The sequence below is a fragment of the Neobacillus sp. Fa239 genome, assembly GCF_055395235.1.
On the sequence record NZ_AP041611.1, the window covers coordinates 2,919,387 to 2,945,843 of the forward strand.

The window sequence follows — 26,457 nt, forward strand, 5'->3', positions numbered from 1 at the left end:
ATTAACCTAAATAACTCCATAGGCGCCCCTCGGTTGATATGCAATTTTTGCACCAAATTAAAGTTAATAAGAATGTCTACTGGTATTGATTAACAATTATTGCTCTAATAATAGAAACCTCTTTTTTAATTTTATTACAAAACTTAATATTCGTTTCTTCAGATAAATTCTCCCTCATAATAATCAATGTATCACCTTTTTCGAAAAATAAAGGCTCATCTTCACCTATTTCAACTCTTACCATTCCTTCAACACAATAAAAAACCTCTGCCGTTCCTGTTGCATCCAACATTAAATCTTGAATATCCTTATTAAACTGAATGAAGGAAAGCCCTCCATCCCAACCCTCTGATAACATTAAATTAAAATCTTTAACTATCCCTTTACTTCTTGTTGTCCATCCACCATCAAAGCGATCTTGCTCAAAAGGCTTCAAAACCACCGAATGTTTTCCTTCATGCTCAAGGTACATTTCACCATTAATTATCATTATTACTCTTTGGACACCTGGTAGATGCGTAAATAGGGATTCTTGAACTTCGACATCAGCAGTACTAATGCGCCATTGGAAATTCCGTTTACTATAATCCGCATCTTCAGGATATATGGCCAGTTGCCTTGTTTTTCCACCGGACCAAAAATTCATAGCTTGTTCCTTTTTTTTTACAAATTTTATTGAATAAGTCATATTTCCACTCCACATATCTATCCAATTAATTATTACCTTCCAAAACAACTTGGGTCAGACATCGCACCTTTAACAAAGGGAGCTGTTGAGCTCCCTTGTAAGGTCACGAGTTGAGAAGCATTTCTGATAAAAAGTGCTTTACTCATTAGTTTCAAACCTTTTCGGTTTGTTCTTAATCTTGCTTTAACATTGGCATTTTGATGCCTTTTTCTCTCGCTGTTTTAATCGCTATTTCATAACCGGCGTCAGCATGGCGGACAACACCCATACCAGGGTCAGTTGTTAATACGCGCTCTAAACGTGCTTCTGCTTCTTTCGTACCATCGGCAACGATAACCATACCAGAGTGCTGGGAATATCCCATACCTACGCCGCCGCCATGGTGTAAAGAAATCCAGCTTGCGCCCCCAACAGCGTTAATCATCGCATTTAGGATGGGCCAGTCAGATATTGCATCACTGCCGTCTTTCATGCTTTCTGTTTCACGATTTGGAGAAGCAACAGAACCAGCATCTAAGTGGTCACGACCGATAACGATGGGAGCTGAAACTTCACCCGACGCAACCATGTCATTAATGATTTTACCAAAGCGTGCTCTTTCACCGTATCCAAGCCAGCAAATACGTGCAGGAAGCCCTTGGAACGCGATTTTTTCTTGAGCCATACGAACCCATTTACAAAGATGCTCATCATCTTTATATACACGAAGTAATGCATCGTCAATTTTTCTGATATCTTCTGGATCGCCAGATAATGCTGCCCAGCGGAAAGGTCCTTTTCCTTCGCAGAACAATGGACGGATGTAGGCTGGAACGAATCCAGGGAAATCGAATGCATTTTCAACACCTTCGTCTTTTGCCACCTGACGAATGTTGTTACCATAGTCAAATGTAACGGCGCCTTTTTGCTGCAGCGTTAACATGGCTTTTACATGTGTCGCCATACTTTGCTTCGAAAGCTTCACATAATGAGTTGGATCTTCTTTTCTTAATTTATCTGCCTCTTCTAACGAATAGCCAATCGGTACATACCCATTGAGCGGATCATGGGCAGAAGTTTGGTCTGTTAACACATCTGGATTAAAGCCTTTTTCAATCATTTGTGGTAAAATTTCTGCTGCATTTCCGAGTAAACCAATCGAAAGCGCTTTGCCTTCCTTCTTCGCTTCAAACGCTAATTTTAACGCTTCATCAAGTTCTTTTGTTTTTACATCCAAGTATCTTGTTTCAATACGGCGGTCAATTCTCCATTCATCTACATCAATTGCAATACATACACCGTCGTTCATCGTAACTGCAAGCGGTTGAGCGCCGCCCATGCCGCCCAGACCGGCCGTTAACGTGATTGTGTGTTTCAATGAACCGCCAAATTCCTGGCGCGCAAGCTCAGCAAATGTTTCATAAGTTCCTTGAACAATCCCTTGGCTTCCGATATAAATCCAGCTGCCAGCCGTCATTTGGCCATACATAATAAGGCCTTTTTTATCAAGCTCATGGAAGTGCTCCCAGTTTGCCCAGGCAGGTACAAGGTTAGAGTTGGCCAGTAAAACGCGCGGTGCACCTTTATGTGATTTCCAAACAACTATAGGTTTACCTGATTGGATTAATAGAGTCTCGTCTTCTTCTAATTCTAATAGCGTTTTCACAATTGCATCGAAGGATTCCCAGTTACGGGCCGCTTTCCCTATTCCGCCATATACAACAAGATCTTCCGGTCTCTCCGCTACTTCTTGATCAAGATTGTTTAACAGCATGCGCAATGCTGCTTCTTGAATCCAGCCCTTTGCATGTAATTCAGTGCCTTTATAATTTTTAATAACTCTTTTTTCAGATGTTTTCGTTTCCATTTTTCCACTCCCTTTTGTTTAACCATGGCTTAATTATAAAAATTAAATCTTATGAAAAATACGAATTTAAAATTCGAAAACATATAATATTTTTAAAAATTATGAGTGTTTATATAAAAACCTATAAAAAAATAGTAATATTTTTAGATATGGTCAATATTTTTATAATTCCTTAGAAAAATGCCGTTTTTTCACAGCGCCAATTTCCAGTGAAATAAAAAGTTTTGCTAGATATATAAAAATGCAGGTTCTTTTTCTTCTACTAGGGTTAATAGACGTATTTTGATATCTTCTGCATTTACATTTTTTAGGAAACGCCTGTTTCCATTGCAGCCTTATTCTTAGTTATCATTAAACCCAGCCACGAAAATGGGATGCTTCTGCCATTTTTCTTATTCCAACCATATATGCAGCCAAGCGCATGTTTACATGGTATTGTTTGGCCGTAGAGAAAACCCTTTCAAAGGAGTCGACAATTTTATCACGTAACTTTTGGGCTACTTCTTCTTCTGACCAATAAAAACCTTGGTTATTTTGTACCCATTCAAAATATGAAACAGTTACACCTCCGGAGCTTGCAAGTACGTCCGGTACAAGTAATATGTTACGATTTGTTAATATGTGTGTAGCTTCAAGTGTTGTTGGTCCATTCGCGGCTTCAACAATTATTTTAGCTTTAATCTCATTTGCATTTTCACGGGTAATTTGATTAGAAATCGCGGCCGGAACAAGAATTTCACATTCCTTTTCAAGTAACTCTTGATTGGTAATAACATTTGTAAATAAATTTGTTACTGCACCAAAACTATCGCGACGATCAAGCAGATAATCAATATCAAGCCCTTCCGGATCATAAAGCGCACCGTATGCATCCGAAATACCAATCACTATTGCCCCTGCATCTTTCATAAATTTTGCCAAAAAACTTCCTGCATTCCCAAACCCTTGGATAATAACGCGTGCACCCTTTATTGCAATTCCCCTTCGTTTTGCTGCCTCTTCGATGCAAATTGTCACTCCAGTAGCCGTTGCCGTTTCACGTCCGTGAGAACCTCCAAGAACGATTGGCTTTCCTGTAATAAACCCTGGGGAATCAAATTCTTGAATACGGCTATACTCATCCACCATCCATGCCATAATTTGCGGATTTGTATATACATCTGGTGCAGGAATATCTTTCGTTGGCCCGACTATTTGACTAATAGCACGAACATATCCTCGACTTAAACGTTCTAATTCAAGTAATGACATTTTACGAGGGTCACATACAACCCCACCTTTCCCGCCACCGTATGGAAGATCAAAAATACCGCATTTTAAACTCATCCACATGGACAATGCTTTTACTTCTTCTTCATTTACTTCTGGATGAAAACGTATTCCCCCTTTTGTCGGACCAACAGCGTCGTTATGTTGAGAACGGTAACCAATAAATATTTTAGTAGAGCCGTCATCCATTCGGACAGGGATACGGACCGTGAAAATTCTAAGCGGTTCTTTTAATAACTCATACATTGCATCGTTATACCCTAGTTTTCCAACTGCTTCTTTTATAATAGATTGGGTTGAAGTTAATAAATCTAATGGTTCACTTTGCATGCCATCCTGGTTTTGAACTCGTTCGCTTTTTATATCAACTGCCATTTTCATTCTTTCCGCCTCTCAATATAAACTATTTATAGTACAAATAACCTATAATTGTTTTAACGCCAATCCGAATTCTGCTTGTATGAAGATAAGACAAAAATTTAACTGATTTTTCTAATAACCGATAAACGAATGGAGAGATTTTTTTGCTGTTTATCTTTTAATAAAAGCGTTTGTTTCTGTAAATCTATTAGACATACGCGGCCATTGCATGTTAGTAATGAACCATTCTCATAGTAAGTAATTGTAATATATCCATTTTTTGTTAACTCTTTTAAAAACATCTGTTAAACCCTTCTCCCAAACTTTATCTCTTCAAGGCTTTTATCCAATTTTCTAAAATTGAATCATCTAGATCGTATAGGTACTGTAATTTGCAGTATTAAGTAAATAGTCACCGGAGCAAACAATGCTCCGGAATGACGTATACTGAATTTGAACAGGAGGCCAGCTTAGTAACCACTATTGCTATTCCCTTCCTCCGTCTTTATTTGCAATTGGGATAATTTTAAGTGAAGTTGGTCTGAAAACAACCCCATCACCATGTTTTCTGTTCGGAAATTTCTTCTTTTCTGACATGTAAGCTTTTATCCACAAATGATTTCCAGTCGATTTGATATAACCAGCTTGCTGCTGCCTCAATATCTTTTGAGAACACACGATCCTGCGTAATGCTTGGGATAAGCATTCTTGCTTCCGTATATAAAGCTTTTGTCAATGAAGCCATCTTATCGGTTCCTCGGTATTCAACCGCCTGCATCGCACAAATCATCTCAATAGCCAGAACTCTTCTTGTATTTTGAATAATAGTATGTGCGTGTCTTGAAGCGATCGTTCCCATACTCACATGATCTTCTTGGTTCGCCGAGGATGGAATTGAATCTACACTTGCCGGGTGTGCCAAAGTTTTGTTTTCTGATACAAGAGATGCGGCCACATATTGCATGATCATAGCCCCTGATTGCAAGCCTTGCTCAGGGCTTAAAAATGGCGGTAAATCATTTAGCTGTGGATTGATTAACCGTTCAATCCTTCTTTCAGATATATTAGCCATTTCCGCAACTGCAATTTTCATAAAATCCATTGCAAAAGCAATTGGCTGGCCATGGAAGTTTCCGCCAGAGATTACCTTCTCTCCATTGTCAAAAATTAATGGATTATCCGTTGCAGCATTCATCTCAATTTCTAATTTTTCTTTTACATAATCGAGTGTTTGCCATGTTGCACCATGAACTTGCGGAATGCACCGAAGTGAGTAAGCATCTTGTACTCTTAATTCACCCTGCTTCGTCGTTAAAAGACTATCGCTTAAGTAACCGCGGATTCGCTCTGCTGTATCTATTTGCTGTTTGTACCCACGTGCAATATGAACTTCTTCAGCAAAGGCATCAATAATTCCATTTAGCCCTTCAATGGTCATAGAGGATATTAACTCACTTTGGTACGCAAGTTGTTCTGCCTCCAAATAGCCTACCACTCCCATTGCTGTCATTGCTTGAGTTCCATTAATTAGAGCAAGTCCTTCTTTTGCCTGAAGCGTAACTGGAAAGATTCCTTCTTGTTGAAATGCTTCAAGTGAGCTCACTCGATTTCCCTTATAGAATACTTCTCCTTCTCCGATTAACACCAATGCCAAATGTGAAAGCGGTGCTAAGTCTCCACTTGCCCCAAGAGAACCTTGTTGGGGAATCACAGGGATAATATCCTTGTTTACTAAATCTAATAACCTTTCAATCACAAGAGGTCTAATTCCAGAATAGCCTTTTAAAAGTGCATTAGCGCGAAGGAGAACCATTGCTTTTGCGACAACTTCAGGAAATGGTTCACCCACTCCACATGCATGCGAACGAATTAAATTAAGCTGAAGTTCTTCAACATGATCTTTATTAATTAAGACATCGCTAAACTTTCCAAACCCTGTTGTAATTCCATAGACGACTTTTGATTCTAAAACAATTCTTTCTACGGCCTCCCTGCTCTTTCTGGCAGCCTCCATACTGTTTTCTGAAGCGCTTACCTTCTGCTTACCTTTTAAAACGTCCTTCATTTGTTTTAATGTTAAACTTTGACCTGTTAATTCAATCATTTCTTACACCCCTTATCATATTTTTACAACCAAAAGGGGGCTGTATTGATAGACGTATCCCGTCTTCAATACAGCCCCCTGTTTAACTAATAACTATAGGCTTTTAATTATTTAAATGTGGTTAATTCCCAAACCAATCGCTTCATGTTCAAGCCCACGAACCGGTGCTCCAATTGTTCCATACACAGCAACAGCAATCCATTCGCCTTCTGCCTTGTTTTCAAACGGCTGGCCTCGAAGTATTGCAAACCGTAGCCCTGCTGTTCTCAGCATACCGCCAAGCTCTACTTGACCACGTGTCACTCCATGAAGCGCTTCAATAATCGCATGATACAGCGCATGCATTTCACGATAAAGTTGAGGGTCGACTATTTCTTGCCTTTTCGCTGACGTCTCAATGGCTGCTACTATTTTTTGCAACTCCATTGATCCGACTTTTCCTTTTCCATAGCGCCAATTCATATGCGCTAACTTACTTGCTAATGTGGCCTCTTCCTCTTCATCTGCAAACGCGTACATGATTGCCTGATGCCCGATTCTTCTGTCGAACTCCTTAGTCATGCCGTTACCTCTTTTTTAATTTTCTAAATCAACTAATAACTTGCTCTCATTTTAAACGTATTCATATTGTTTAGTCAATATATTTTTTTCATATAATTTATTTATATATTCTGCCAAAAAATAATCCTTGTTCTACTTTCAGAGGAAAAGTTGCCGAATATCTTTTAAATGACTATTTTTAACACCGTTCCTTCTTCCGAACGGTGTTTATTCTATTTAGGCATCAAAAATAAACAGGTCATTGTTATTTAACATTTAAAGGGTTTAATTTTAGAGGATTGTTTAAACGCATAATCTAAAAACATTTGATAAAGGATAAAATGAATGAGACATCCGTAATCATTATCACAGAACAAAGGACCTGGTGATCAAGATACCACGATTTATTGCCCTTCCAGAAGGGATGCTGTTAGACCTATAGTAACAATTGCCAGACAAGAACAAAGGAATCTCTCTAGCCCCAATAAAGCAAAACCTGCCACTACAATAAGACCGTCAATCAAAATAATTAAAAATGCAATATTTAAGGAAGTTCCCTTTGAAATTGCTTTGGCAAGCAAATCAGTTCCCCCAGTGCTCGTCTGATATCGAAGCATAAGTGCTACTCCTGTTCCAATTAATACTCCTCCTATCAAAGCGCCAGCTATGATGGAAACTGAAAATTTTGTACTAAGAGGAGATAATAAATCAATGAACAATGATGAAACCAATAACCCCTGTAAGCTGCTAAAAAAATAGCCTCTTTCATTCCTTGAGGCAACTATGCAAATAGGAAGACTCAATATTACCATGGTCATTCCTGTCTGAAATTCAAAGTAATAATGAAGAATCAAGGCTATACCAATTATTCCTCCGTCTATCAAATGATTTGGTACTAAAAATCCATTTATACCAATCCCTAGTAATAAACTCCCAACGAGGGTAGCAACTAATTTTTTAAAAATGATCTATCACCTTATTCTGGATTTTTAATTTATAATATGCTGCCATTAATAAATTAAGAAATATCTAATCAAAGGCGATAAAATTAAGTTCCTCAAATATCCAAAAATCCTACTGGCATACACTGCGTTGACCAAGGAGAATGAAATGGTTCTCCCTTTTCCTAAAACTAAAATGGGGAGTGTCAACATCCTCATGACACACCCCTTTTAACAAAAAATGTTCTAGCCTCCCCAACCTTAAGGAGAGGTATTTGGCTAATATCCTCATTTACTTATGGTACGGTTCACCGTTACAATTCTAAATGAGGTTTTTAGGTGTTACACGACATCCAATCTTTCCTTACAGGTGTACACATTTAATGTCTCATTTCTGACAAAGCCAATGGTGGTAATGCCCAGCTGTTCCGCTAGCTGTAGCGCAAGTTCAGTTGGGGCTGATTTTGACAAGACCATCTCACAGCCAATTTTTGCTACTTTTAATATGATTTCTGATGAAATGCGTCCACTAAACACAAGCAATTTGTTTTGAAGTGAAATATTTTTTTTTAAACAGTGCCCGTAAATTTTATCCAATGCATTGTGACGTCCGATATCCATCCTGTTTATAATCATTTTATCGACCTTACATAATGATGCATTATGTACCCCACCGGTACTTTTGAAAATAATGGATGATTGTTGCATCTCATTCATTAGTTTAAAACATTCATCTGAGGATATTCTCATGCTGAAAGAATCCATTTTCTTGGCATTTATGGCGTCATTTACAAAAACAAATCCCTGTCGACTCATTCCACAGCATGAGGTTACATAGCGTTTATTATGGAAGTTTTGATAATAAGGATTGATATGATTGGTTGTCACATGAACAAATCCATTTTTTTCTTCAATCCACATATCTTCAATATCCTCATATTTTCGGATGATTCCCTCAGAGGCCAAAAATCCTACAACTAAATCTTCAATATATTCAGGTGTACAGACGAGTGTAACAAATTCTTCCCCATTAATTTTGATTGTTACTGGATATTCCGTTACGACGCTGTCTTCAATATGTTCGAAAATTCCTTTTTTAAGCCGAAGAATCTCCCGTTTAACCTCAATTGGTTTCAAAGTTATCTCACCTGCTGTAAACAGATTGGATGATCTTAAACAAAATATTCAGGTTTCAAAATTGTGCCATTTGCGGTCTTCTCTACAGCTTTCACAAACATGGAGGATGACCGATACAATGGTTTCCTCATTACTATTATCCATTTCTTCTTTTGAACCACATATTTCACAAATTTTCATTGCCACACCTCCCATTAATGAGCAATTTCAAATCCAGTATCAATAATTGCTTGTTCAAAATCTTGTGAAGACGCCATCCGTTCATCATAAGTAAAGACCGCTTGACTCTTTGAGAATATGACTTCGGCCCTACTTAGACCCCATACATGTTCTAAGGCTTGTAACACTTTATCTGCATCCTGCTGACTTACCATATTTCTCACTGTAACAACACCCGTTGCCAAGCTGATAATCATCCTTCCTTTATGGATTTTCCCGTCTATTACGCAAAAATACTTCGCCCATTCCATCCATAAAATCGACCATGGTTGTCATGGCTGCCCGTATTTCCGGGCTCCAAAGTCTTTTTCTTAATTTCCAAAGGCTTTGCTTTTCGCCTTTTTGACCAGTATTAGAAAGACGTTTTAAACCTTGCCCAAGTCCATCCATTATCGTTGTTAGCTGTCCGGGCTGTAAGGAACCTAAAAACGAAAAAGCACTCATTCCATTTTTTATAACATTATGCATGGTTGGCTGGTTAACCTGTTGAATAGCGATAGCGCCAATATCCACTCTATTCTCGATCATGGAACTAACGGCTTCCAAAACTTTCGTCTCGTGGAGCGCCTTTATGATGCTAATAACTTCTAAAATGGCTTCCTTATTAGCAGCCAACTCCTGAATGATCTCAGAAACGGCCTGTGATTGTTCCATTTCTTGATTAGGTAACGCTTTCCTAATTTGCTTGATTGCCTTCGCCATATTCGTCTCCCCTTAATTGAATGAGTTCTGGGATTGGAGTGTAATCAGGACGTTTCCACTTATCTTCCACCTTCACACTTAATTGTGGAACCCTATTTCCATATCGATGATTATGTCTAGGTAACGGGGGTTCCCCTTTTGTTTCCAGTAATTCCATTTTCACACCAGCCTCCTTATACGCCGGAGTATGGGTAACCATATCGTGGTAACTACTTGTTAAACGATTCACTGCCTCGATTTCTTCTCTTGTATTCATCGTTAAATAAAGTTCTTTTCCTTTTACTCGATCCGTGACAATGACCCTTACTTCAACATATCCATAGGGAGAAGTAAGCCCAACCAAAGAGCCGTCCTCCAAGTTCCTTTCATGGGCAAGCTCAGGTGAAACTTCTAACCAAGGATGCGGAACCTTGTGAATTAAACCTTCAGATTGATACGTCATGTTTCCTTCATGGAAATGCTCTAATAAACGGCCATTATTCAAGTGTAAATCATATTCTTCACCTGCAACAAAAGGCGGTGTCCAATCAACTGGCACCAATCTGGCTTTGCCTTCAGGTAATGCGAATCGTTCAGTATATAAAAGCGGCGTATCTTTCCCATTTTTCGATACAGGCCATACCTGACTATTCCATCCTTCCAGACGTTCATAGCTTACACCTGCAAATAATGGAGCAAGACCTGCAGCCTCCTCCATAATTTCGCTTGGATGTTGATAATTCCAATTGGCTCCCAAACGATTGGCGACTTCCTGTATAATTTCCCAATCAGGCTTCGATTCTCCCAGTGGCTCAAACACTTTATGGAAACGCTGAATCCTTCGTTCGGTATTGGTAAACGTGCCATCCTTTTCAAGGCTTGGTGCAGCAGGCAGAACGACATCAGCAAACTGTGCTGTCCTGCTAAAGAAAATATCCTGAACGACAAAAAACTCCAACCGTTCAAATCCCGCTTCCACATGATTTGAATTTGCATCGACAAGAGCCATATCTTCACCAAACAGATAAAGGGCCTTCAACTTTCCTTTGTCCATTCCTTCAACCATATGGTGGTTGTCCATGCCTGGCTCTTCCGGTAGTTTCACGCCCCATGCTCTTTCATACCGCTCTCGCACTTGTGAATCCTGGACTGGCTCATAGCCGGGCATCCAGGCTGGCATGGTTCCAAAATCGCAAGCTCCTTGAACATTGTTATGTCCTCTGAGTGGATAGGCACCGGTACCAGGGCGGCCGAAATTACCCGTTATTAAAAGAAGATTACAAATAGCCGTACTAGCATCTGTTGCCCCCTTATGTTGAGTGATCCCCATTGCCCATAAAACACAAACTGATTTGGCGGAATGAATCATCGTCGCAAGCCTTACCAATTCTTCCTCTGTAAGGCCTGTTTTTTCTGCTGCGTATTCTAGAGTGAATTTCTCAAGAGAGGCTACGTATTTTTCAAAATTATTTACACGATTTTTCAAAAAATCTTTGTCCTCCCACCCTTGGTCAAGAATGTATTTCGTAACCGCAGACAGCCATATTAAATCCGTGCTAGGTTTTGGGTGAATAAAAAAATCAGCCCGTTGTGCCATTTCGTTTTCTCTTAGGTCTGCTACAATTAATTTTTGTCCATGTAGTTTATGGGCCCGCTTGATACGGGTTGCTAATACCGGATGCGATTCTGCAGGATTTGCCCCGATAATGATGATTAGTTCAGATGCCATGATGTCCTTAATCGTCCCAGAATCCCCTCCTAAACCGACCGTTCTCATCAAACCTGCTGAAGCGGGGGATTGGCAATATCTCGAACAATTATCAACATTGTTTGTGCCCATGACAGCTCGGGCTAATTTTTGGAACAAATAGTTTTCCTCATTAGAGCATTTAGATGACGCAATATATCCAATTGAGTCTGGTCCATATTTTCTTTTGATATGTCCAAGCTTTTCACCGATGAGATCGAGTGCTTCTTCCCAAGTGGATTCAACAAACTCATTTCCTTTTCGAATTAATGGCTTTGTTAATCGCTCTTCGCTATTGACGAAATCCCAACCCCATTTCCCTTTTACACAGGTGGAAACTCCATTAACCGGTGCTTCTGCATCTGTTTGGATTTTCAATATTTCACGGTCTTTTGTCCAAACCTCAAAGCTGCAGCCGACACCGCAATAGGTACAAACGGTTTTCGTGCGTTTAATCCTGGCTTTTCTCATGGATGCTTCTACTTCGGAAATGGCAAAAATCTCTTTATAACCTGGCTCAATCTCTTTTGTTAAATCAATCATCGGCCCTAAAATTTTAGGAGGAATCCCTGTCAAAAAGCCTGCGTTCCCCAACATCGATTTTTCCATGAGTGCATTACATGGACATACGCTGACACAATGTCCGCATGAAACACAGGATGATTGATCAATTGGTACATCATTATCCCAAATGACACGTGGTGCCTCTCTACTCCAATCAATGGTTAGGGTTTCATTTACTTGCAAGTCCTGACAAGCTTCCACACATCTGCCACACAATATGCATTGATCTGGCTCATATCGGTAAAATGGATGTGAATTATCAGGTGGGTATGGTTTTGCTTGGAACGGGTATTGCTGATGTTCGATTCCCATGATTTCCACTGTATTATGGATCGTGCAGTTCCCGTTATTGTTATCACAAACCGTACAATAAAGTTCATGGTTCTTTAAAATGCGGTCCATGGCCTCATTTTGTGCACGTTTAACTGATTGTGAAAGGCTGTCAATTTTCATTCCTTCCACCACTCTTGTCGCACAGGAACGAACCATTTCACCGCCTACATTTACATAGCAAGTGTCACATGTTTGAATCGTTCCTAAGCTCGAGTGATAGCAAATGCCAGGTATAAAAACATCTTTTTCCCTAGCGACATCTAATATCGTTTGATCCTGTTTCGCTTCGTACTCTTTTCCATTCATCTCCACTAAAAAGGTTGACTCCTCCACGATGTTTCCTCCATTTATCCGGTTATTAGCTACAGTTCCTCACTTTTTCTTCTCGATTCATCCTTTTATGCAGCCCTTATATGCTATGGGTTTGAAATTTATTTTCTTCCTTCCACTTGGGTTCATGTGATAATGTTTACTATTATGGGAATTTTATTAATGACTGATAGATTTTTGGAATTTAGTTAGGGCGAAAAGAAAGAGAGGGATTTTTTTGGAAAAAGAAAGCCTATTTCAATATGTCCAGAGCATGATCACTTCATCAACACACCGACCAAAGTATATGTCTATTTCTTCTGTAAAAGTGGCTGATTTATTAGGAATTCCTGTTTCAGATGTTGAAAACGGTTTACATGAGCTTGTCATGGAAGGTCGTTTGCAGACTTCAAAACTAGACCAGCCCCCCACCTGTGAAATTTATTTATTACCATCAAGATCAACAATTTAGGAACCATTTTAATAAAGGTAAAATCACAAAAAGGCGCCTTGCTCCCGACGTGTTAAAGTCTTAATGCACTGGGGGACAGGCGCCTTTACCCTTGTTTTCTTTACTATCGGTTTTTTCAAATATAAATACTGATACAGCCATATTCTCATCAATCTCATTCGCTATCAGCGGCGGCTGCATCTTCCCTGCACTCTTAAAAAGGGTTATAAAACACAGGTACGTTTAAGTATCCATCTTCTAGGTAAAAAATCCCTTGGGGAGTCAGTCTTTGAAAATTTAAATTAATTATTTTTGCAATATGGAAAATGTATAATTTCCAATTTTTGTATAATAAAACATGTAGAATGTGAAAACTAATATACGAGCAAGGCAATTATTCACATCTTAGAAACACCCTCCATAATATGCCTTGCTCCAATATTTTTCTGAATTAATTTACAAAAATAAAAGGCTCAATAGAACACCGCCTCACCTTCAATGACCTTCCTATTACATTCTCATTCGCAAACGAATTTTTAGCTGAGTATTGGAATTTTAAATAATGACTCAAGTGATGATTATTTATCACTTGGGTCATTTCTTCCCGTCGCATTGTGCCATAACAAAACGGATATTTTTTTAAACGGTCTTTGATTTCAAACCCGTCACCACAGGTTGGATAAAAAATATACCATGCTTCGAGGCGACAGGATGTTGTTAGAGAACTTCTTCGGTACGTCCCTTTCGCTGCAGCAATATATTCTCTTTTATCTTCCTTTCCCCAGATCTTTCTTACAAAATCAATAAACCACTCATCTTCATTTTGTTCCCAGGCTACTCAAATTTCCTCTATTTGCTTCCCTTTAAGACCCTGTAACCTTGAAGTGAGGTTTTTTTATACACCAAATTTCTTCATCACAAGCACCCTTATTTTCTCCCCCTTGTTGTTAGGCCTAATTTTTATAATGCCTTTCCAAACGACGAAACAAACATATAAATATATGAAGGCCCTAGAATTGAAATGGAAAGAAGGAACATGAATGCCAAGCGGGATGTATCAAGTTGAGGTAAATGTACCAATCAATGAGGTTTGGAATTTTGTTAAGGATATGGATAACTGGGCGCCGCTTATTCCTGGATATATTCAACATCGTAAATTTACAAACCGTCAGTCTACGTGGGAATTTTATAGTATCATCGGATTAATAAAGAAAAAGATTAGCCTGATGGTAACTATAAAGGAATGGATGGCACCGACAAAGGTTAGTTTTAATTTAAAAGGGGTAAATGAGAATTTTTCAGGCAAAGGATCTTTCCTTGCAGAAGGAATAGATCAAAATAAGACAAGGATGACATTTTCTCTTGAAATTACTGCTGGAGGTGCAATAGGAGGAATGGTTAATAAGTTTTTAAAATCTTACCTTCCCAAAGTAACGGAAGAAATGGCAATGGCTATCTCTACAAAATTGGAAGAGCTTCATAAGGCACGACGTAGAACAACCTGATATAGGTGTTTCTTTTTTTGATGACAGGATTATTCATGCCGTTTTTCTCCGACACCTGGCATTTCTTCAATACTTTCTTAGTAGAATTTCCTAGTCATTGGACAAATTCATTCAGAAGAGATCAAACTTTTAACTCCCCTTTTTTTCTTTAACAAAGTTGCCAAGCAAAAAGAAGACGAAACTATACAATATATAGTTTTCGTCTTCTTTTTAATGAGACATCTGTCATCATTTTCACAGAACAAAGGACCTGGTGATCAAATACCACGATCTATTGCCCTTCCAGGAGGGATGTTGTTAGACCTATAGTAACAATTGCCAGACAAGAACAAAGGAATCTCTCTAGCCCCAATAAAGCAAAACCTGCTACTACAATAAGACCGTCAATCAAAATAATTAAAAATGCAATATTTAACGAAGTTCCCTTTGAAATTGCTTTGGCAAGCAAATCAGTTCCCCCAGTGCTCGTCTGATATCGAAGCATAAGTGCTACTCCTGTTCCAATTAATACTCCTCCTATCAAAGCGCCAGCTATGATGGAAACTGAAAATTTTGTACTAAGAGGAGATAGTAAATCAATGAACAATGAAGAAACCAATAACCCCTGTAAGCTGCTAAAAAAATAGCCTCTTTCATTCCTTGAGGCAACTATGCAAATAGGAAGACTCAATATTACCATGGTCATTCCTGTCTGAAATTCAAAGTAATAATGAAGAATCAGGGCTATACCAATTATTCCTCCGTCTATCAAATGATTTGGTACTAAAAATCCATTTATACCGATTCCTAGTAATAAGCTTCCAACGAGGGTAGCGACTAATTTTTTAAAAATGATCTATCACCTTATTCTGTATTTTTAATTTATAATATGTTGCCATTAATAAATTAAGAAATATCTAATCACAGGCGATAAAATTAAGTTCCTCAAATATCCAGAAATCCTGCTGTTATACACAGCGCTCCCACATCAGCGATTAATCCTCAAAACGATTTTAACTGACTTTGATTTTCTAACTGAGCCATTTGAAAGGTTAGATCAAGAAATAGCCCAACGAGTAAACTCTTATGAAGAAGATATTGAAAGACTAGATTCGATTCTGTAACAGCCAGAAGAATAATTACTGCAAGTGGAAAAATATATTTCTTTATATAACATAGTTTTATAGTACAATAATTATGAAATTTTAATAGGAAGGAAACAACTAATATGACATATAAAATGATTGTCCTGGACTTAGATGATACATTGCTGCGTGATGATTTGACCATCTCCCCGCGGACAAAGCAATCTTTAATGGAAGCGCAGGAAGCGGGTGTAAAAGTAGTGCTGGCATCTGGACGGCCAACAAGCGCAATGCTGCCCATTGCCGAAGAGCTGCGTTTAAAAGAATACGGCAGCTTTATTCTTTCATTTAACGGAGGAAAAATCATTAATTGCCAAACAGGTGATGAATGGTTCAGTTCTACATTGCCTATTGAGGTCGTTCATCAATTATACCAAATCAGCCGACGTGAAAATGTATGGATTCATACGTATGTCGGTGAGAAGATTGTTACCGAAGAATCAAATCAGTATACAGATATTGAAGGTGAACTGACTAAAATTCCAATAAAAGTGGTCGACAGTTTTATCGATGCCGTGACAGAGCCTGTTGTTAAGATATTAATGCTTAAAGAACCCGGGATTCTTGCCGAAGTGGAAAAGAAGTTGCAGAAGGAATTTGCAGGAATCTTAAGTATTATGCGGTCAAAACCGTTCTTTCTGGAGTTTACTGAAACAGGTGTAACAAAAGGGACAAGCCTAAACAGCCTCATTCAACAGCTTGGCATTACCCGAGATGAGGTCATTGCGATAGGCGACAGCAATAATGATCTATCAATGATCCAATTTGCCGGCCTTGGAGTTGCGATTGGCAATGCGTCTGAAGCGATAAAAGCGCAGGCTGATTTTATAACTGATACCAATATGAAAGACGGCGTTGCTAAAGTTGTTGAAGAGTTTATCTTAAAAGCAGACCTAGTTAGAATTTAATAAAGGAGTCAGGGACTCACGGAGCTCGAATTCGTTCTTTGTTTGTTGTCGAAGATGAATATATTTATCCATCGTTTGTTCTTTCAAGAAGAGATATTGTTGAGAAGTTATCTAAACCGTGGTAAATTATTCCGAATTTAATTTTTGGGAAATTAGGGAGCAAATTATCTCCCTTTTTTTAACTATTTTACCATATACTTATAATTATTTCGATTGATAAAATTCTACCTATTACTAACTAAATGATTGTTAGTATCCTATTCAAGAGTGATTTTGTACACAAAATTTGATGGTAAATAAGTGATTGTAAAATGTTTGTCGTTTTAAGGGGCCAAACACCTAAATGCTTGAAATATACCTAAGCAAATTTCAACATCAAAAAAGCCGATTTTTCCTATGCTAGGAAAATCGGCTTTAAATAATGCTGATAATGATAATCGAAAAAAACTGATAAAGGGGCTTTTTCCTGCTCCACCCATCTTATTATTAGTAGAACATAAATGATGTACCAACGATGATAAGAAGGATGAACAATACTACGATTAACGCAAAACTACTTCTTACTCCGTCCATTTATCACACCTCCAGCCTTCATCATTCTTTCCGCTAGAACGTGTATTGGTTTATTAAAAAACAAAAGCAGTACCAACAATAATTAAAAGGATAAATAATACGACGATTAAAACAAATGTACTGCCTCCGCCGAAACCACCACCGTAGCCATAACCGCCGCAGCCTCCGAATCCGTATCCAAACATACATATCACCACCTGTTAGATTGTGTGAAATAAATCACTCACTATGTATCATATTTCATAAGACAAGAATTGCTTGGACAAACATCATATTGATATTGCAAAATAGACGACATGCCTATAAATGCAAAGAAACGTCTGCTTTATAGGCAAACGTTCTTTAAATAAAAGAGGTAATGTATATGTCTGGCTAGCTGGTGGTGTACTAATAATTTATGTACAAGATCATGAAATGGAATGGACAAGGGCTGATTTTTTACGAATTAATTCTTGACCTGTTCTAAAAAATTCTCCAAATAAGGCTTAACCGATATGAGGTTTCGCAGGTGGTGGCTTTGCCTTAATCGTTGTCTTGTTTATCCTTTTAATTATTGTAGGAACTGCTTTTATTGGTGGCTGTGGTTTTGTTTAATAAATAACCTATTCCTTAATGAAAGGAGAATTTATTATGAATGGGTACGGTGGTGGATTCGGTGGTTGTGGTTGCCCAGGATATGGCTTCGGAGGTGGCTTTTGCGGAGGCAATCCATTCGTTTTAATCGTAGTATTATTTATCCTGTTAATTATCGTTGGAGTAACCTGTTTTTACTAATTCAAATTCTCGAAAAAAGTCTTAACAAAAAGGCTTTTTTCTTTTTGTATAATGAGTTTTTTGGATCTTTTGAAAACTCGGAAAATTAAATTGATGGCTATTTTTTATGGGCTATTTTGGTAGAAAAAAGGAAAAAGTCGAACGCAGACCTACTCGAAAGAAATTGATTAGGTCCTATATTGAGAATATCTGACTGAGCCCTATCCAAATAAAAAAGCCTAACAGGTAATGCTAGGCGGGATTAAATCGACATTAACTAAGATATAGATTTGATAGCGTGGCAATTTTATACAGCCTCTTTCCTATTAAACAGCAAAAGTGATACTCCGAGGAAAAAAACCAAACCGCAACTTGAATAATGCATGGATGGTCAGAATAACCGATTAATGCGTGTAAAGTACCTCCGACTAGACTGTGGTGATTTAGTACGTTTTGTAAATTTTACACATAGAATACAGGTTTCAACCAACGAACCTCAATGGCGGATTTTGAAACAATGGGCACGGTCTTAGAGAACACTCAGAAGTTTTGCTTAAAATTCGTAGCAAAATAATTAAGTGAAAGAATAATTAATCTAAAAGAATTACATTTGAGCAATCGGAGAAAAATTTTCGAGTACGAAGAAGCAGCAGTTTTTTGAAGTTTTTGTAACAATAGTACGACATTCATATGAAAATTTCCTGCTTATGATGGCTTTTTATGCCATTAGAACTGACTCCACGGTCTAATTTGATTTTCAAATCCCCTGATACACCTTTTGATTAAAAAATAGATTTTAAGGTAATATGAATTATATAAAACTTTTTTGAGGGATTTAAAGTGGATTTTAATCAACTATTAAGCGAATTAGAACTTTTGAAAAAAGAAAATAAATATTTAAAACAGCTTCTATCGAATATAATGCATCAAAGAGAAGAAACAGTAGAAATCAGGAGAAAAATGGTTACTAGTAAATCGTTACCAGATGAAAAAATCGCTCTTTTTAAAACTCTATTCAAAGGGAGAGAAGATGTATTTGCTTACCGATGGGAGTCAAGAGATGGAAAGAGAGGTTATACACCAGCATGTGAGTTAGAATGGCAAAAGCCAATTTGTCAGAAACCAATGATTAAATGTTCCGATTGTAGGCATCGTAAACTAACTCCTCTTACAAATAAAGTACTCTATAAACATCTAAGTGGGGAAAAAACAGTTGGTTTATACCCTCTTCTTCAAGATGAGACTTGTTTCTTCCTTGCTTTTGATTTTGATAAGCAAAACTGGAAAGAAGATGTTTTGGCATTTATAGGTGAATGTAAGAATGTAAATATACCTGTTTACATTGAGCGGTCAAGTTCTGGTAATGGTGCACATATATGGATTTTCTTTTCTGAGAAAATCTCAGCAGCTCTCGCAAGAAAACTTGGTATGTTTCTTTTAACAAAGACTCTTGAGAAACGCTATCAAATTGGAATGGACTCCTTTGACAGAATGTTTCCAAATCAAGATACTTTACCTAAAGGAGGATTTGGGAACCTCATTGCCTTACCTCTACAGCTTCAAGCAAAAAACAACGGTAATAGTGTTTTTGTAGATGAAAATTTCCTACCGTTTGAAGATCAGTGGTTGTACTTGTCATCAATTGAAAAAATAAATCAACACGATGTTTTATCAGTAATAAAAAAAATGAATCAATCCCAAGTGAAAGAAACTAATACCAAAGCAATTCCAAAGAAAATTAAAGTTATTATTAAGAATGGTCTTTTTATTAAAAAGGAAGGAATCCCATCTTCTATTTATTCTAAAATGATATCACTAGCTACATTTAATAATCCAGAATTCTATAAAGCACAATCCAGAAGATTATCAACTTATGGATTGCCAAAGGTTATTAGTTGTTTTGAAGAAGATTCAGAACATCTGATTCTTCCGCGTGGCTGTTTTGAAGCCTTAGAAAGTATTTTTAATGAAAATTCGATAGAGATGGAACTAGACAATCAACAATATGAAGGTGAAACCATTAAATTAGATTTTAATGGTCAATTAACATCTCAACAAGAAGAAGCTGTAATAAACTTATTAGGTCATGAAAATGGGACATTAGTAGCTTCTACTGGATTTGGTAAAACGGTTACAGCAGCCGCAATTATGGCTAAAAGAAAAACAAATACATTGATTATTGTTAATAGGACTCAACTTTTACAACAATGGGTTGAAAGTCTATCTGTTTTTCTAAATCGATCTTCACAAGAAATTGGACAAATCGGTGGCGGCAAAAAGAAAGTAACCGGATATATTGATGTAGCAACCATACAAAGTCTTAATTCTAAAGGTGAAATAAAATCACTTATTACCCAATATGGTCAAATTATTGTTGATGAATGTCATCATATTTCCGCTTTTAGTTTTGAAAAAGTATTAAAACATATTCGGGCTAAATATGTGCACGGTCTTACAGCTACACCTATTCGTAAAGATGGTCTTCAGCCAATTATCTTTATGCAATGCGGGCCTATACGTTATAAAACGGATTCAAAAAAACAAGCTAAAATTCGACCATTTGTCCATAAACTAATAAAGAGAAATACCAATTTCCAGTCAAGTACAACTAATATTCAAGAAATATACCAATTAATTTCAATTAGTGAAAAAAGGAATCAATTAATCTTTGATGATGTATTAAGTGAATTAGAGAAAGGCCGCTCCCCCATTATTCTTACTGAAAGAGTAGAACATCTCGAAAATCTTCGAAAGCTTTTTAAAGGATTTGCTAAAAACATTATTGTCTTAACAGGTAACATGAGTAAAAAGGATCGGAAAACTGAAATAGAACGTCTTCAAAAAATACCCGTAAACGAAGAACGACTAGTGATTGCAACAGGAAAATACATTGGTGAAGGATTTGATGATCCACGACTTGATACATTATTTTTAACAATGCCAATTTCCTGGAAAGGAACTCTACAACAATATGTTGGACGTTTACACAGGATTCATTTAAACAAAGAGGAAGTTAGAGTGTTTGATTATGTAGATGAACACGTCCCATTATTAACCAGTATGTTTGAAAAACGTCTTAATGGTTATAAATTGATGGGATATATTCTTGACGGAAAAGAAAGTAGTATTGTCAGTGAACAAATGAAATTTTTTTAAGTGCATTTCTAATAAAATCCTAAAAAAGAGACCATCCCTCTAAAGTGGTCTCTTTAAATTATTAATGTTATTGTTCGGTTAATCGAAAAATTTCAGTTGCAACAATAGAAATCCTTTTATTAAGCGCCTCTATTTAATAATCAACATATCTCGGGACTTTGCATGATTGATTGCGTAATTGTTGGATATTCATCTTTTTTCTTCTAGTAGTAGGTAGTTGAATAGTTTTTAAATACTTTATTAACAAAGCCTTCAAATTATCCTTTATCATGTTTTCTACCTTTGAATTTCTCCAACTATCCAACTAGGTATAACAAAATGAGACAAAAAGAACTACTATGAAGAGATTGAACGTGTCAAAATAAAAGCGTAAAAGCCTCTTAAAAAATTTAAGTGGCTTTCACGCTTTTATTTTGTATTATAATCAAATAGTACTTCTCCTGTATTATTAAAGTGATTCTTTGCTAATTTTGAGGCCTCAGACATAACAGTTGTACTAATAAAATATTCTCCACATTGAACACATTTAAAAGCAGGGACATTTATGATTGTAAATTCTTTGTTGTCATAAGACTCTTCAATACTCGTTGTGTCATTAACAGCTTCTCCACCACAGTCGGCACATTCAATAGATTCATACGGATAATTTTTAACTACATTATCTTTACTTCCCGCCAAAGTTGAATCTACTCCCATCATATTCCCTCCCCCATTGAATTCTAATAGTATATAAATGATATCCTTTTCATAAATTAATTGTCAATAGAAGGGATTTTTTAAATAATATATACATTTAACTTCAATTTATTCGTATGTAGGTAAAACAGTAACGGCTATTACCGGAGGTAAATTCGATGATTTTATAAATCTGATTGCTAGCTTTTTCTCCTCCCCTTTGTAAAACCCCTGTATGGTATATTGAAGATATTTATTGCTTATCCCATTATTCTCTCTTTTAAATGTAACTTTAGCTTTTAAAACTGATTCAACAGAACAAATAACATGATTTATTTCTTTAGCCAGTTCTTCTATGTCAGAAGGAAAACCACGGTCAATTAAAACTTCGGATTTTTTCCTAAGAATATGACCATGTACCAGAATAATATGATTTACTTCACAATATTTGTAATCTCTCTTTGTTAAATTATTTAACTCATCTAGAACCAAATGTTTTTGCTCTATTGTAAAAGTATCCTTAATATCAAATCCTTTTTCAAAAATGTCTTCATCCCAAGATTCTTCTCTCCCTCTTTTTCTTGCCTCTTTCACATTTTCGTCACTTAACACTATTATTCCATCATCTACATTTATAATAAATTTTACCGTTTTATCTAATTCAGTTTTAAAATCCTTACGCAACTCCTTACCCAACACGGTTCACCCCCGTAACGCTAAAAACAACTTTTTTACAGAAATTTTTATATTCTACACACTTAAACTGTTCAATTCTCTTAGACATCCGGGATCTGTTTGTTAAGATTTGATCCAAATACTGAGTAAACTCCGATTCTCCCGAATATGACAAGCAAAGGTACTCCTTAGCCCTAGTCATCCCTATATACAGCAAGGACACTTCTCTTTCCTTATCCTCTTCCAATGGAAATGGCATCGAATCGACATTGACAATAAATACTGCACGAAAGTCCAACCCTTTGCTGCTATCGATGGTACTGATTTTAATCTTTCCATCCTATTAAAATTAATCAAAATTATGCTACACAAACTGAGGGAAAGTCTTATTTTGATGGCGGTTTACCGCAATACAAATAGGGTGGTCAATTTTAGGTGGAATCGTAATAATTTTCACTTTTGGAATTTGTTACCCTTGGGCAATTACTATGATTTTAGGATGGAAAACAAGACATACTGTAATAAATGGCAAAAGATTAAAATTTACTGGATCAGCATTAGGATTGTTTGGAAACTGGATAAAATGGTGGTTATTGTGCATTATAACTCTAGGAATCTATAGTTTCTGGTTGTTCATTGCAATGGAAAAGTGGAAAGTTAAACATACTGTATTTGCCGATTAAGTAGGTGAAAGCCCTCCTATAATGGAAGGCTTTTTTAATCCGCCTTAAGAGAGAATTATCAAATCTAATGAAAGTGTTAGAACAATCATACTACTTTAAACTAAAAAACAGAATCTAATGATTTTGGGTTTTTTTAGCCTTCCTTTCAAAATGATAATGGAGTCGATATTCACATATTTCCTTAGTCCAGATAAAGACCATCTCTTCATCTTCTTTCTTTACATCAAAGTTTAAAATGAATTCAACAATCTCATAGGAATCAATCCTTTTGAATTCTTATTCGTGATCAAGGTATTTCATAATTCTGATTCTCCGGGAAGTTTTCAAAGGATGCAGTAATTCTCCGAAATGCAAATTTTAGTATAAAAAGGCGGGATTTCACCGCCTTTTTAAATTTCATCACTATCTAGTAAGGTCCTTATTTCAAAATTTCATTATTAGAAAATGTTTTGGTTCTTCCAAGTGTATCCAGGTGTAATATTTCTTTTAGTTTTTGGAGAAGTCTTTCTTCTTCTCTACTCTCAGTTGTTTTCATTCTTATGAATGGTATATTGTACTTCTGTAAAATACTATCTTTCATTTTATCGCGCTTTTTTTGGACTGGATCATTTGCATGGTATGCATGTCCATCAACCTCAACAACTAAAATAGGCATCTTATCGAGCTTATTAAAAATAACAAAATCAGTATGAGTTAAGATATTCATCGCATATCTACTTTCGTCGACAGTCAGTTCTGTTGTGTCTTTAATCAACATCCTTAATGGCTGATGTAGCACCCAGTCGAGGCTTTGAAACTCTGGAAAGCTTAAAACCTTTTCAATAACGGCGTTCATTAGATTCTCTGATTTATATTTTGAAACCTTTTTACTCCTTTTCATTACTTCTAATAATTTTTCTGAGTAACTATTGTAAAGAAGGTCAAATACAGAATAGATTTGGCTTTCAATGATATCAAAATTATTATATTGAATATATCTAATTAAATCCCCTATATTAGTTCCTTTCCATTGCTCACTACCTTCGGATACAACAACAATCAACTTATCTACAGCTCGTGAAACAGCAACATTAATCAAATTCGGATCGTCAACAAAATCATTAACTGTAATTTCATTTTGCAACCGTAGTAAGGATGATTACATCTCTTTCCCGACCTTGGAATTTATGAACAGTATCTACATCAATATTTTGATTTCCTATTTCTTTTTTAAGTGAATTAGCTTGTAACCGATATGGAGAAATAACCCCAACCGATTGTTTTTTATTATTAAATTCAGGAATGATTTCCTTAATAACAATATCAATTTGTCTTTGGTTTAACTTCCCTCTTGCATGATTTCCTTTAGCGGTTTTATACAAAACCAAAGGTTTATCATTTTCATGTTCATTTGTTAGAACAATTAATTCATCATTATAATATTTCTGATTACAAAATCCGATAATTTTGGGATGACAGCGATAATGCTCTCTCAATAGGGTTTTAGGTATATTTTCGTACAAACTTAGGAAAGAAGATAATAAACTTTGATTGGCATAATTGTATGGATCATCCAACTTATAAGATTCAAAAATTCTATCCGCTAATTTCTTCATTTCAACCGGTACAACGTTTGGAAGCTGTTTAGTATCACCCACAATGACGGCATTTTTTGCACAGGATAGTGCTAAGGCTCCTGTAACGACGTCCACCTGGGAAGCCTCATCAATAATTACATAATCGAATAGATAATTTTTTACCGCACAATTACGCAAAGAATGAGTTGTACTTAAGATTACTGGATATTCCTTTATAAATGAATTGAAGTCCTTTTCTTTCCAGAGAGCATCACTTGTAAAAGATGGCCTATATCCACTTTTATACCTTTCGGCCAATTTCGCCTTAAATAATTCCATAGATTCATGACTGAATTTTTCCAATTCCATTTCGAAGTTATAATTTTCGATCATTTTTGAAAAGGAATCAATTTGAAGGTGTATTTCATGAATTTTTTTTTCATAATACGATTTTTGTAAAAAAGTAATAACAATTTCAGGTGGATATCTATAAAATTTCAAATTATAAATTCCGCGAAAAAACAAATTATAAACCTTTTCTCTAAATGTCATTTTACCTTTATTTATATTTTGTTTGTATTCAACCAGAATTTTCAAAATCTTATCTGCGTTAAATTTTAAAAGGGATCCTAATTTGATGTTCTTTAAATTTGAATCATCCAAATATTTTTTGAAATACTCAAACTCTGTTTCAAGATAAGTTTTTTCCTGCTTTAAAGCAGCCCGTTTATTTTGATTTTCAAGCATTTCATCTAACTTTTTTTGCGCTGTCTTTAAACCTTCCTTTTTTTCATGAAACTCTGAATGTGTAATGATCCAATCATTCATTTCAGGATATGTATTTTTCTGATCTGTAAAAAATCTTTCTTTGTTATCCTTATTGCCTAAATAAGCAGCAATAAAATCCACATTATATTTATGGAGCTTTTCAAGAATATTAGCTGTTGCAGAGTTATTATTGGAGACAACTGCAACGGATTTGTCGTTTATTATTGCATTTGCAATGATATTTAAAATAGTTTGGGTCTTTCCGGTGCCAGGAGGTCCTTCAATTACACTTATCTGGTTCGTTAGTGCTTTTTCTGTTGCCGATTTTTGACTAATATTAAATCCAAACGGGAAGATAGCTTGTTCAAATTTATTTTTTTCATTTATAGGTTTTCTCTCCAAATATGAAGATAGTGCACTTCTTGGACTTATCATTATTAGAGTATTATACTGCTTCCTCAAAAAGCTAATACCCTCTTCAAGCTTTATACTAACATGATTCGCAATTGTTTTTAAATATTCGAATGTATTATTTGCAGTTTGATTATTTAAGCATGTTTCTTCAATTAGAATACATGTTCGTTTGAAAACCTTTTTATACCCGGATTTAAATACAAGTTTTACATATTCACCAAAATCAAGAATTTTAATAATGCCTGTTATTGGTTGATTATTCTCATAAATCACGTTGGTTTCATGATCTATTATTTTAGGATCTTTAAGCCAAATAACGTTTTCATTATTGTACTGGTATACTTTCGTGTTATTCAGGTATTTAACTTGCCATTTACCATTTCTATATTGAAAAAAGTCAATTTGCTCAGTCTTATCTTCTCGTTTTACTAATATAAGGTTTTGATCTATATTCACTGTCAAGTTCCACCTCTTGTTA

The 26,457-nt window shown here is 36.2% G+C and carries 24 protein-coding genes and 3 pseudogenes; 7 read left to right on the forward strand and 20 right to left on the reverse strand.

Annotated features, from left to right (window positions below; all coding sequences use genetic code 11):
* Positions 1-76: 76 nt before the first annotated feature.
* The 12 genes from ACZ5XR_RS14120 to fdhF all read right to left on the reverse strand — a co-directional run bounded on the left by ACZ5XR_RS14120 (position 77) and on the right by fdhF (position 12,735).
* The gene (locus ACZ5XR_RS14120; RefSeq protein ID WP_464496911.1) at positions 77-688 is read right to left on the reverse strand and encodes a HutD/Ves family protein; all 612 of its coding nucleotides are present in this window, start codon (positions 686-688) and stop codon (positions 77-79) included.
* A 172-nt stretch (positions 689-860) separates the two neighbouring features.
* Positions 861-2,534 carry a urocanate hydratase gene (hutU, locus tag ACZ5XR_RS14125; RefSeq protein ID WP_464496912.1) on the reverse strand — a complete coding sequence of 558 codons (1,674 nt, stop codon included), beginning with the start codon at positions 2,532-2,534 and terminating at the stop codon, positions 861-863.
* Positions 2,535-2,885: 351 nt separating this feature from the next.
* Complete coding sequence (locus tag ACZ5XR_RS14130) at positions 2,886-4,178, reverse strand: Glu/Leu/Phe/Val family dehydrogenase (protein WP_464502315.1); 1,293 nt, start codon at positions 4,176-4,178, stop codon at positions 2,886-2,888.
* A 104-nt stretch (positions 4,179-4,282) separates the two neighbouring features.
* Positions 4,283-4,465 (reverse strand): YolD-like family protein, encoded by a 183-nt coding sequence (locus tag ACZ5XR_RS14135; RefSeq protein WP_464496914.1) that lies wholly within the window; start codon positions 4,463-4,465, stop codon positions 4,283-4,285.
* Between the two features lie 254 nt (positions 4,466-4,719).
* Complete coding sequence (gene hutH / locus ACZ5XR_RS14140) at positions 4,720-6,267, reverse strand: histidine ammonia-lyase (protein ID WP_464496915.1); 1,548 nt, start codon at positions 6,265-6,267, stop codon at positions 4,720-4,722.
* A 111-nt stretch (positions 6,268-6,378) separates the two neighbouring features.
* A complete protein-coding gene (hutP, locus tag ACZ5XR_RS14145) occupies positions 6,379-6,828 on the reverse strand; it encodes a hut operon transcriptional regulator HutP (protein WP_464496916.1) in 450 nt (149 codons plus the stop codon).
* A 383-nt stretch (positions 6,829-7,211) separates the two neighbouring features.
* Complete coding sequence (locus ACZ5XR_RS14150; RefSeq protein ID WP_464502316.1) at positions 7,212-7,775, reverse strand: YitT family protein; 564 nt, start codon at positions 7,773-7,775, stop codon at positions 7,212-7,214.
* 315 nt (positions 7,776-8,090) lie between these two features.
* Positions 8,091-8,885 (reverse strand): formate dehydrogenase accessory sulfurtransferase FdhD, encoded by a 795-nt coding sequence (gene fdhD / locus ACZ5XR_RS14155; RefSeq protein WP_464496917.1) that lies wholly within the window; start codon positions 8,883-8,885, stop codon positions 8,091-8,093.
* A gap of 48 nt (positions 8,886-8,933) precedes the next feature.
* Positions 8,934-9,065, reverse strand: a complete 132-nt coding sequence (locus ACZ5XR_RS14160; RefSeq protein ID WP_464496919.1) for a hypothetical protein — start codon at positions 9,063-9,065, stop codon at positions 8,934-8,936.
* A gap of 14 nt (positions 9,066-9,079) precedes the next feature.
* A complete protein-coding gene (locus ACZ5XR_RS14165) occupies positions 9,080-9,289 on the reverse strand; it encodes a heavy-metal-associated domain-containing protein (protein ID WP_464496920.1) in 210 nt (69 codons plus the stop codon).
* 19 nt (positions 9,290-9,308) lie between these two features.
* The gene (locus tag ACZ5XR_RS14170) at positions 9,309-9,806 is read right to left on the reverse strand and encodes a helical membrane plugin domain-containing protein (RefSeq protein WP_464496921.1); all 498 of its coding nucleotides are present in this window, start codon (positions 9,804-9,806) and stop codon (positions 9,309-9,311) included.
* Complete coding sequence (gene fdhF, locus ACZ5XR_RS14175) at positions 9,781-12,735, reverse strand: formate dehydrogenase subunit alpha (RefSeq protein ID WP_464502317.1); 2,955 nt, start codon at positions 12,733-12,735, stop codon at positions 9,781-9,783. Before fdhF ends, ACZ5XR_RS14170 begins: the two co-directional genes overlap by 26 nt.
* 241 nt (positions 12,736-12,976) lie before the next feature.
* Here fdhF and ACZ5XR_RS14180 point away from each other — a divergent pair, with 241 nt between their 5' ends.
* Both ACZ5XR_RS14180 and ACZ5XR_RS14185 read left to right on the forward strand, forming a co-directional pair.
* Positions 12,977-13,210, forward strand: coding sequence for a hypothetical protein (locus ACZ5XR_RS14180; protein WP_464496923.1), 234 nt, complete (start codon positions 12,977-12,979; stop codon positions 13,208-13,210).
* 1,019 nt (positions 13,211-14,229) lie between these two features.
* Positions 14,230-14,694: a CoxG family protein gene (locus ACZ5XR_RS14185; protein ID WP_464496924.1), complete on the forward strand. Its 465-nt coding sequence runs from the start codon at positions 14,230-14,232 to the stop codon at positions 14,692-14,694.
* A 271-nt stretch (positions 14,695-14,965) separates the two neighbouring features.
* On the opposite strand, the gene ACZ5XR_RS14190 is transcribed toward ACZ5XR_RS14185, so the two are convergent.
* The gene (locus ACZ5XR_RS14190; RefSeq protein WP_464502318.1) at positions 14,966-15,529 is read right to left on the reverse strand and encodes a YitT family protein; all 564 of its coding nucleotides are present in this window, start codon (positions 15,527-15,529) and stop codon (positions 14,966-14,968) included.
* 372 nt (positions 15,530-15,901) lie between these two features.
* On the opposite strand from ACZ5XR_RS14190, the gene ACZ5XR_RS14195 reads away from it, so the two are divergent.
* Entirely contained in the window at positions 15,902-16,726 is an 825-nt protein-coding gene (locus ACZ5XR_RS14195) for a Cof-type HAD-IIB family hydrolase (protein WP_464496925.1), read from the forward strand.
* A 486-nt stretch (positions 16,727-17,212) separates the two neighbouring features.
* Here ACZ5XR_RS14195 and ACZ5XR_RS14200 read toward each other — a convergent pair whose 3' ends face one another.
* Together ACZ5XR_RS14200 and ACZ5XR_RS14205 are read right to left on the reverse strand one after the other, a co-directional pair.
* Positions 17,213-17,299, reverse strand: a complete 87-nt coding sequence (locus ACZ5XR_RS14200) for a YjcZ family sporulation protein (protein ID WP_464502319.1) — start codon at positions 17,297-17,299, stop codon at positions 17,213-17,215.
* A 53-nt stretch (positions 17,300-17,352) separates the two neighbouring features.
* Positions 17,353-17,484, reverse strand: coding sequence for a YjcZ family sporulation protein (locus ACZ5XR_RS14205; RefSeq protein ID WP_464496897.1), 132 nt, complete (start codon positions 17,482-17,484; stop codon positions 17,353-17,355).
* A 322-nt stretch (positions 17,485-17,806) separates the two neighbouring features.
* Between ACZ5XR_RS14205 and ACZ5XR_RS14210 the strand changes: the two are divergent.
* From ACZ5XR_RS14210 to ACZ5XR_RS14220, 3 genes and pseudogenes are all read left to right on the forward strand, one after another.
* Positions 17,807-17,893: pseudogene (locus tag ACZ5XR_RS14210) on the forward strand (YjcZ family sporulation protein); the annotation flags it as partial.
* Between the two features lie 36 nt (positions 17,894-17,929).
* Positions 17,930-18,073 (forward strand): YjcZ family sporulation protein, encoded by a 144-nt coding sequence (locus tag ACZ5XR_RS14215; protein WP_464496926.1) that lies wholly within the window; start codon positions 17,930-17,932, stop codon positions 18,071-18,073.
* 819 nt (positions 18,074-18,892) lie between these two features.
* A complete protein-coding gene (locus tag ACZ5XR_RS14220) occupies positions 18,893-21,208 on the forward strand; it encodes a TOTE conflict system archaeo-eukaryotic primase domain-containing protein (protein ID WP_464496928.1) in 2,316 nt (771 codons plus the stop codon).
* Between the two features lie 408 nt (positions 21,209-21,616).
* Here ACZ5XR_RS14220 and ACZ5XR_RS14225 read toward each other — a convergent pair whose 3' ends face one another.
* From ACZ5XR_RS14225 to ACZ5XR_RS14235, 3 genes and pseudogenes are all read right to left on the reverse strand, one after another.
* Positions 21,617-21,907, reverse strand: coding sequence for a YgiT-type zinc finger protein (locus tag ACZ5XR_RS14225; protein WP_464496929.1), 291 nt, complete (start codon positions 21,905-21,907; stop codon positions 21,617-21,619).
* A 105-nt stretch (positions 21,908-22,012) separates the two neighbouring features.
* Positions 22,013-22,579: a hypothetical protein gene (locus ACZ5XR_RS14230; protein ID WP_464496930.1), complete on the reverse strand. Its 567-nt coding sequence runs from the start codon at positions 22,577-22,579 to the stop codon at positions 22,013-22,015.
* A 79-nt stretch (positions 22,580-22,658) separates the two neighbouring features.
* Positions 22,659-22,898 (reverse strand): annotated as a pseudogene (locus tag ACZ5XR_RS14235) (3'-5' exonuclease); the annotation flags it as partial.
* Positions 22,899-22,900: 2 nt separating this feature from the next.
* Here ACZ5XR_RS14235 and ACZ5XR_RS14240 point away from each other — a divergent pair.
* A pseudogene (locus ACZ5XR_RS14240) lies at positions 22,901-23,241 on the forward strand (DUF898 family protein).
* A gap of 418 nt (positions 23,242-23,659) precedes the next feature.
* On the opposite strand, the gene ACZ5XR_RS14245 reads toward ACZ5XR_RS14240, so the two are convergent.
* A complete protein-coding gene (locus tag ACZ5XR_RS14245; protein ID WP_464496932.1) occupies positions 23,660-24,319 on the reverse strand; it encodes a DUF2726 domain-containing protein in 660 nt (219 codons plus the stop codon).
* A 34-nt stretch (positions 24,320-24,353) separates the two neighbouring features.
* Positions 24,354-26,435, reverse strand: coding sequence for an AAA domain-containing protein (locus tag ACZ5XR_RS14250; protein WP_464496933.1), 2,082 nt, complete (start codon positions 26,433-26,435; stop codon positions 24,354-24,356).
* Positions 26,436-26,457: the final 22 nt, after the last annotated feature.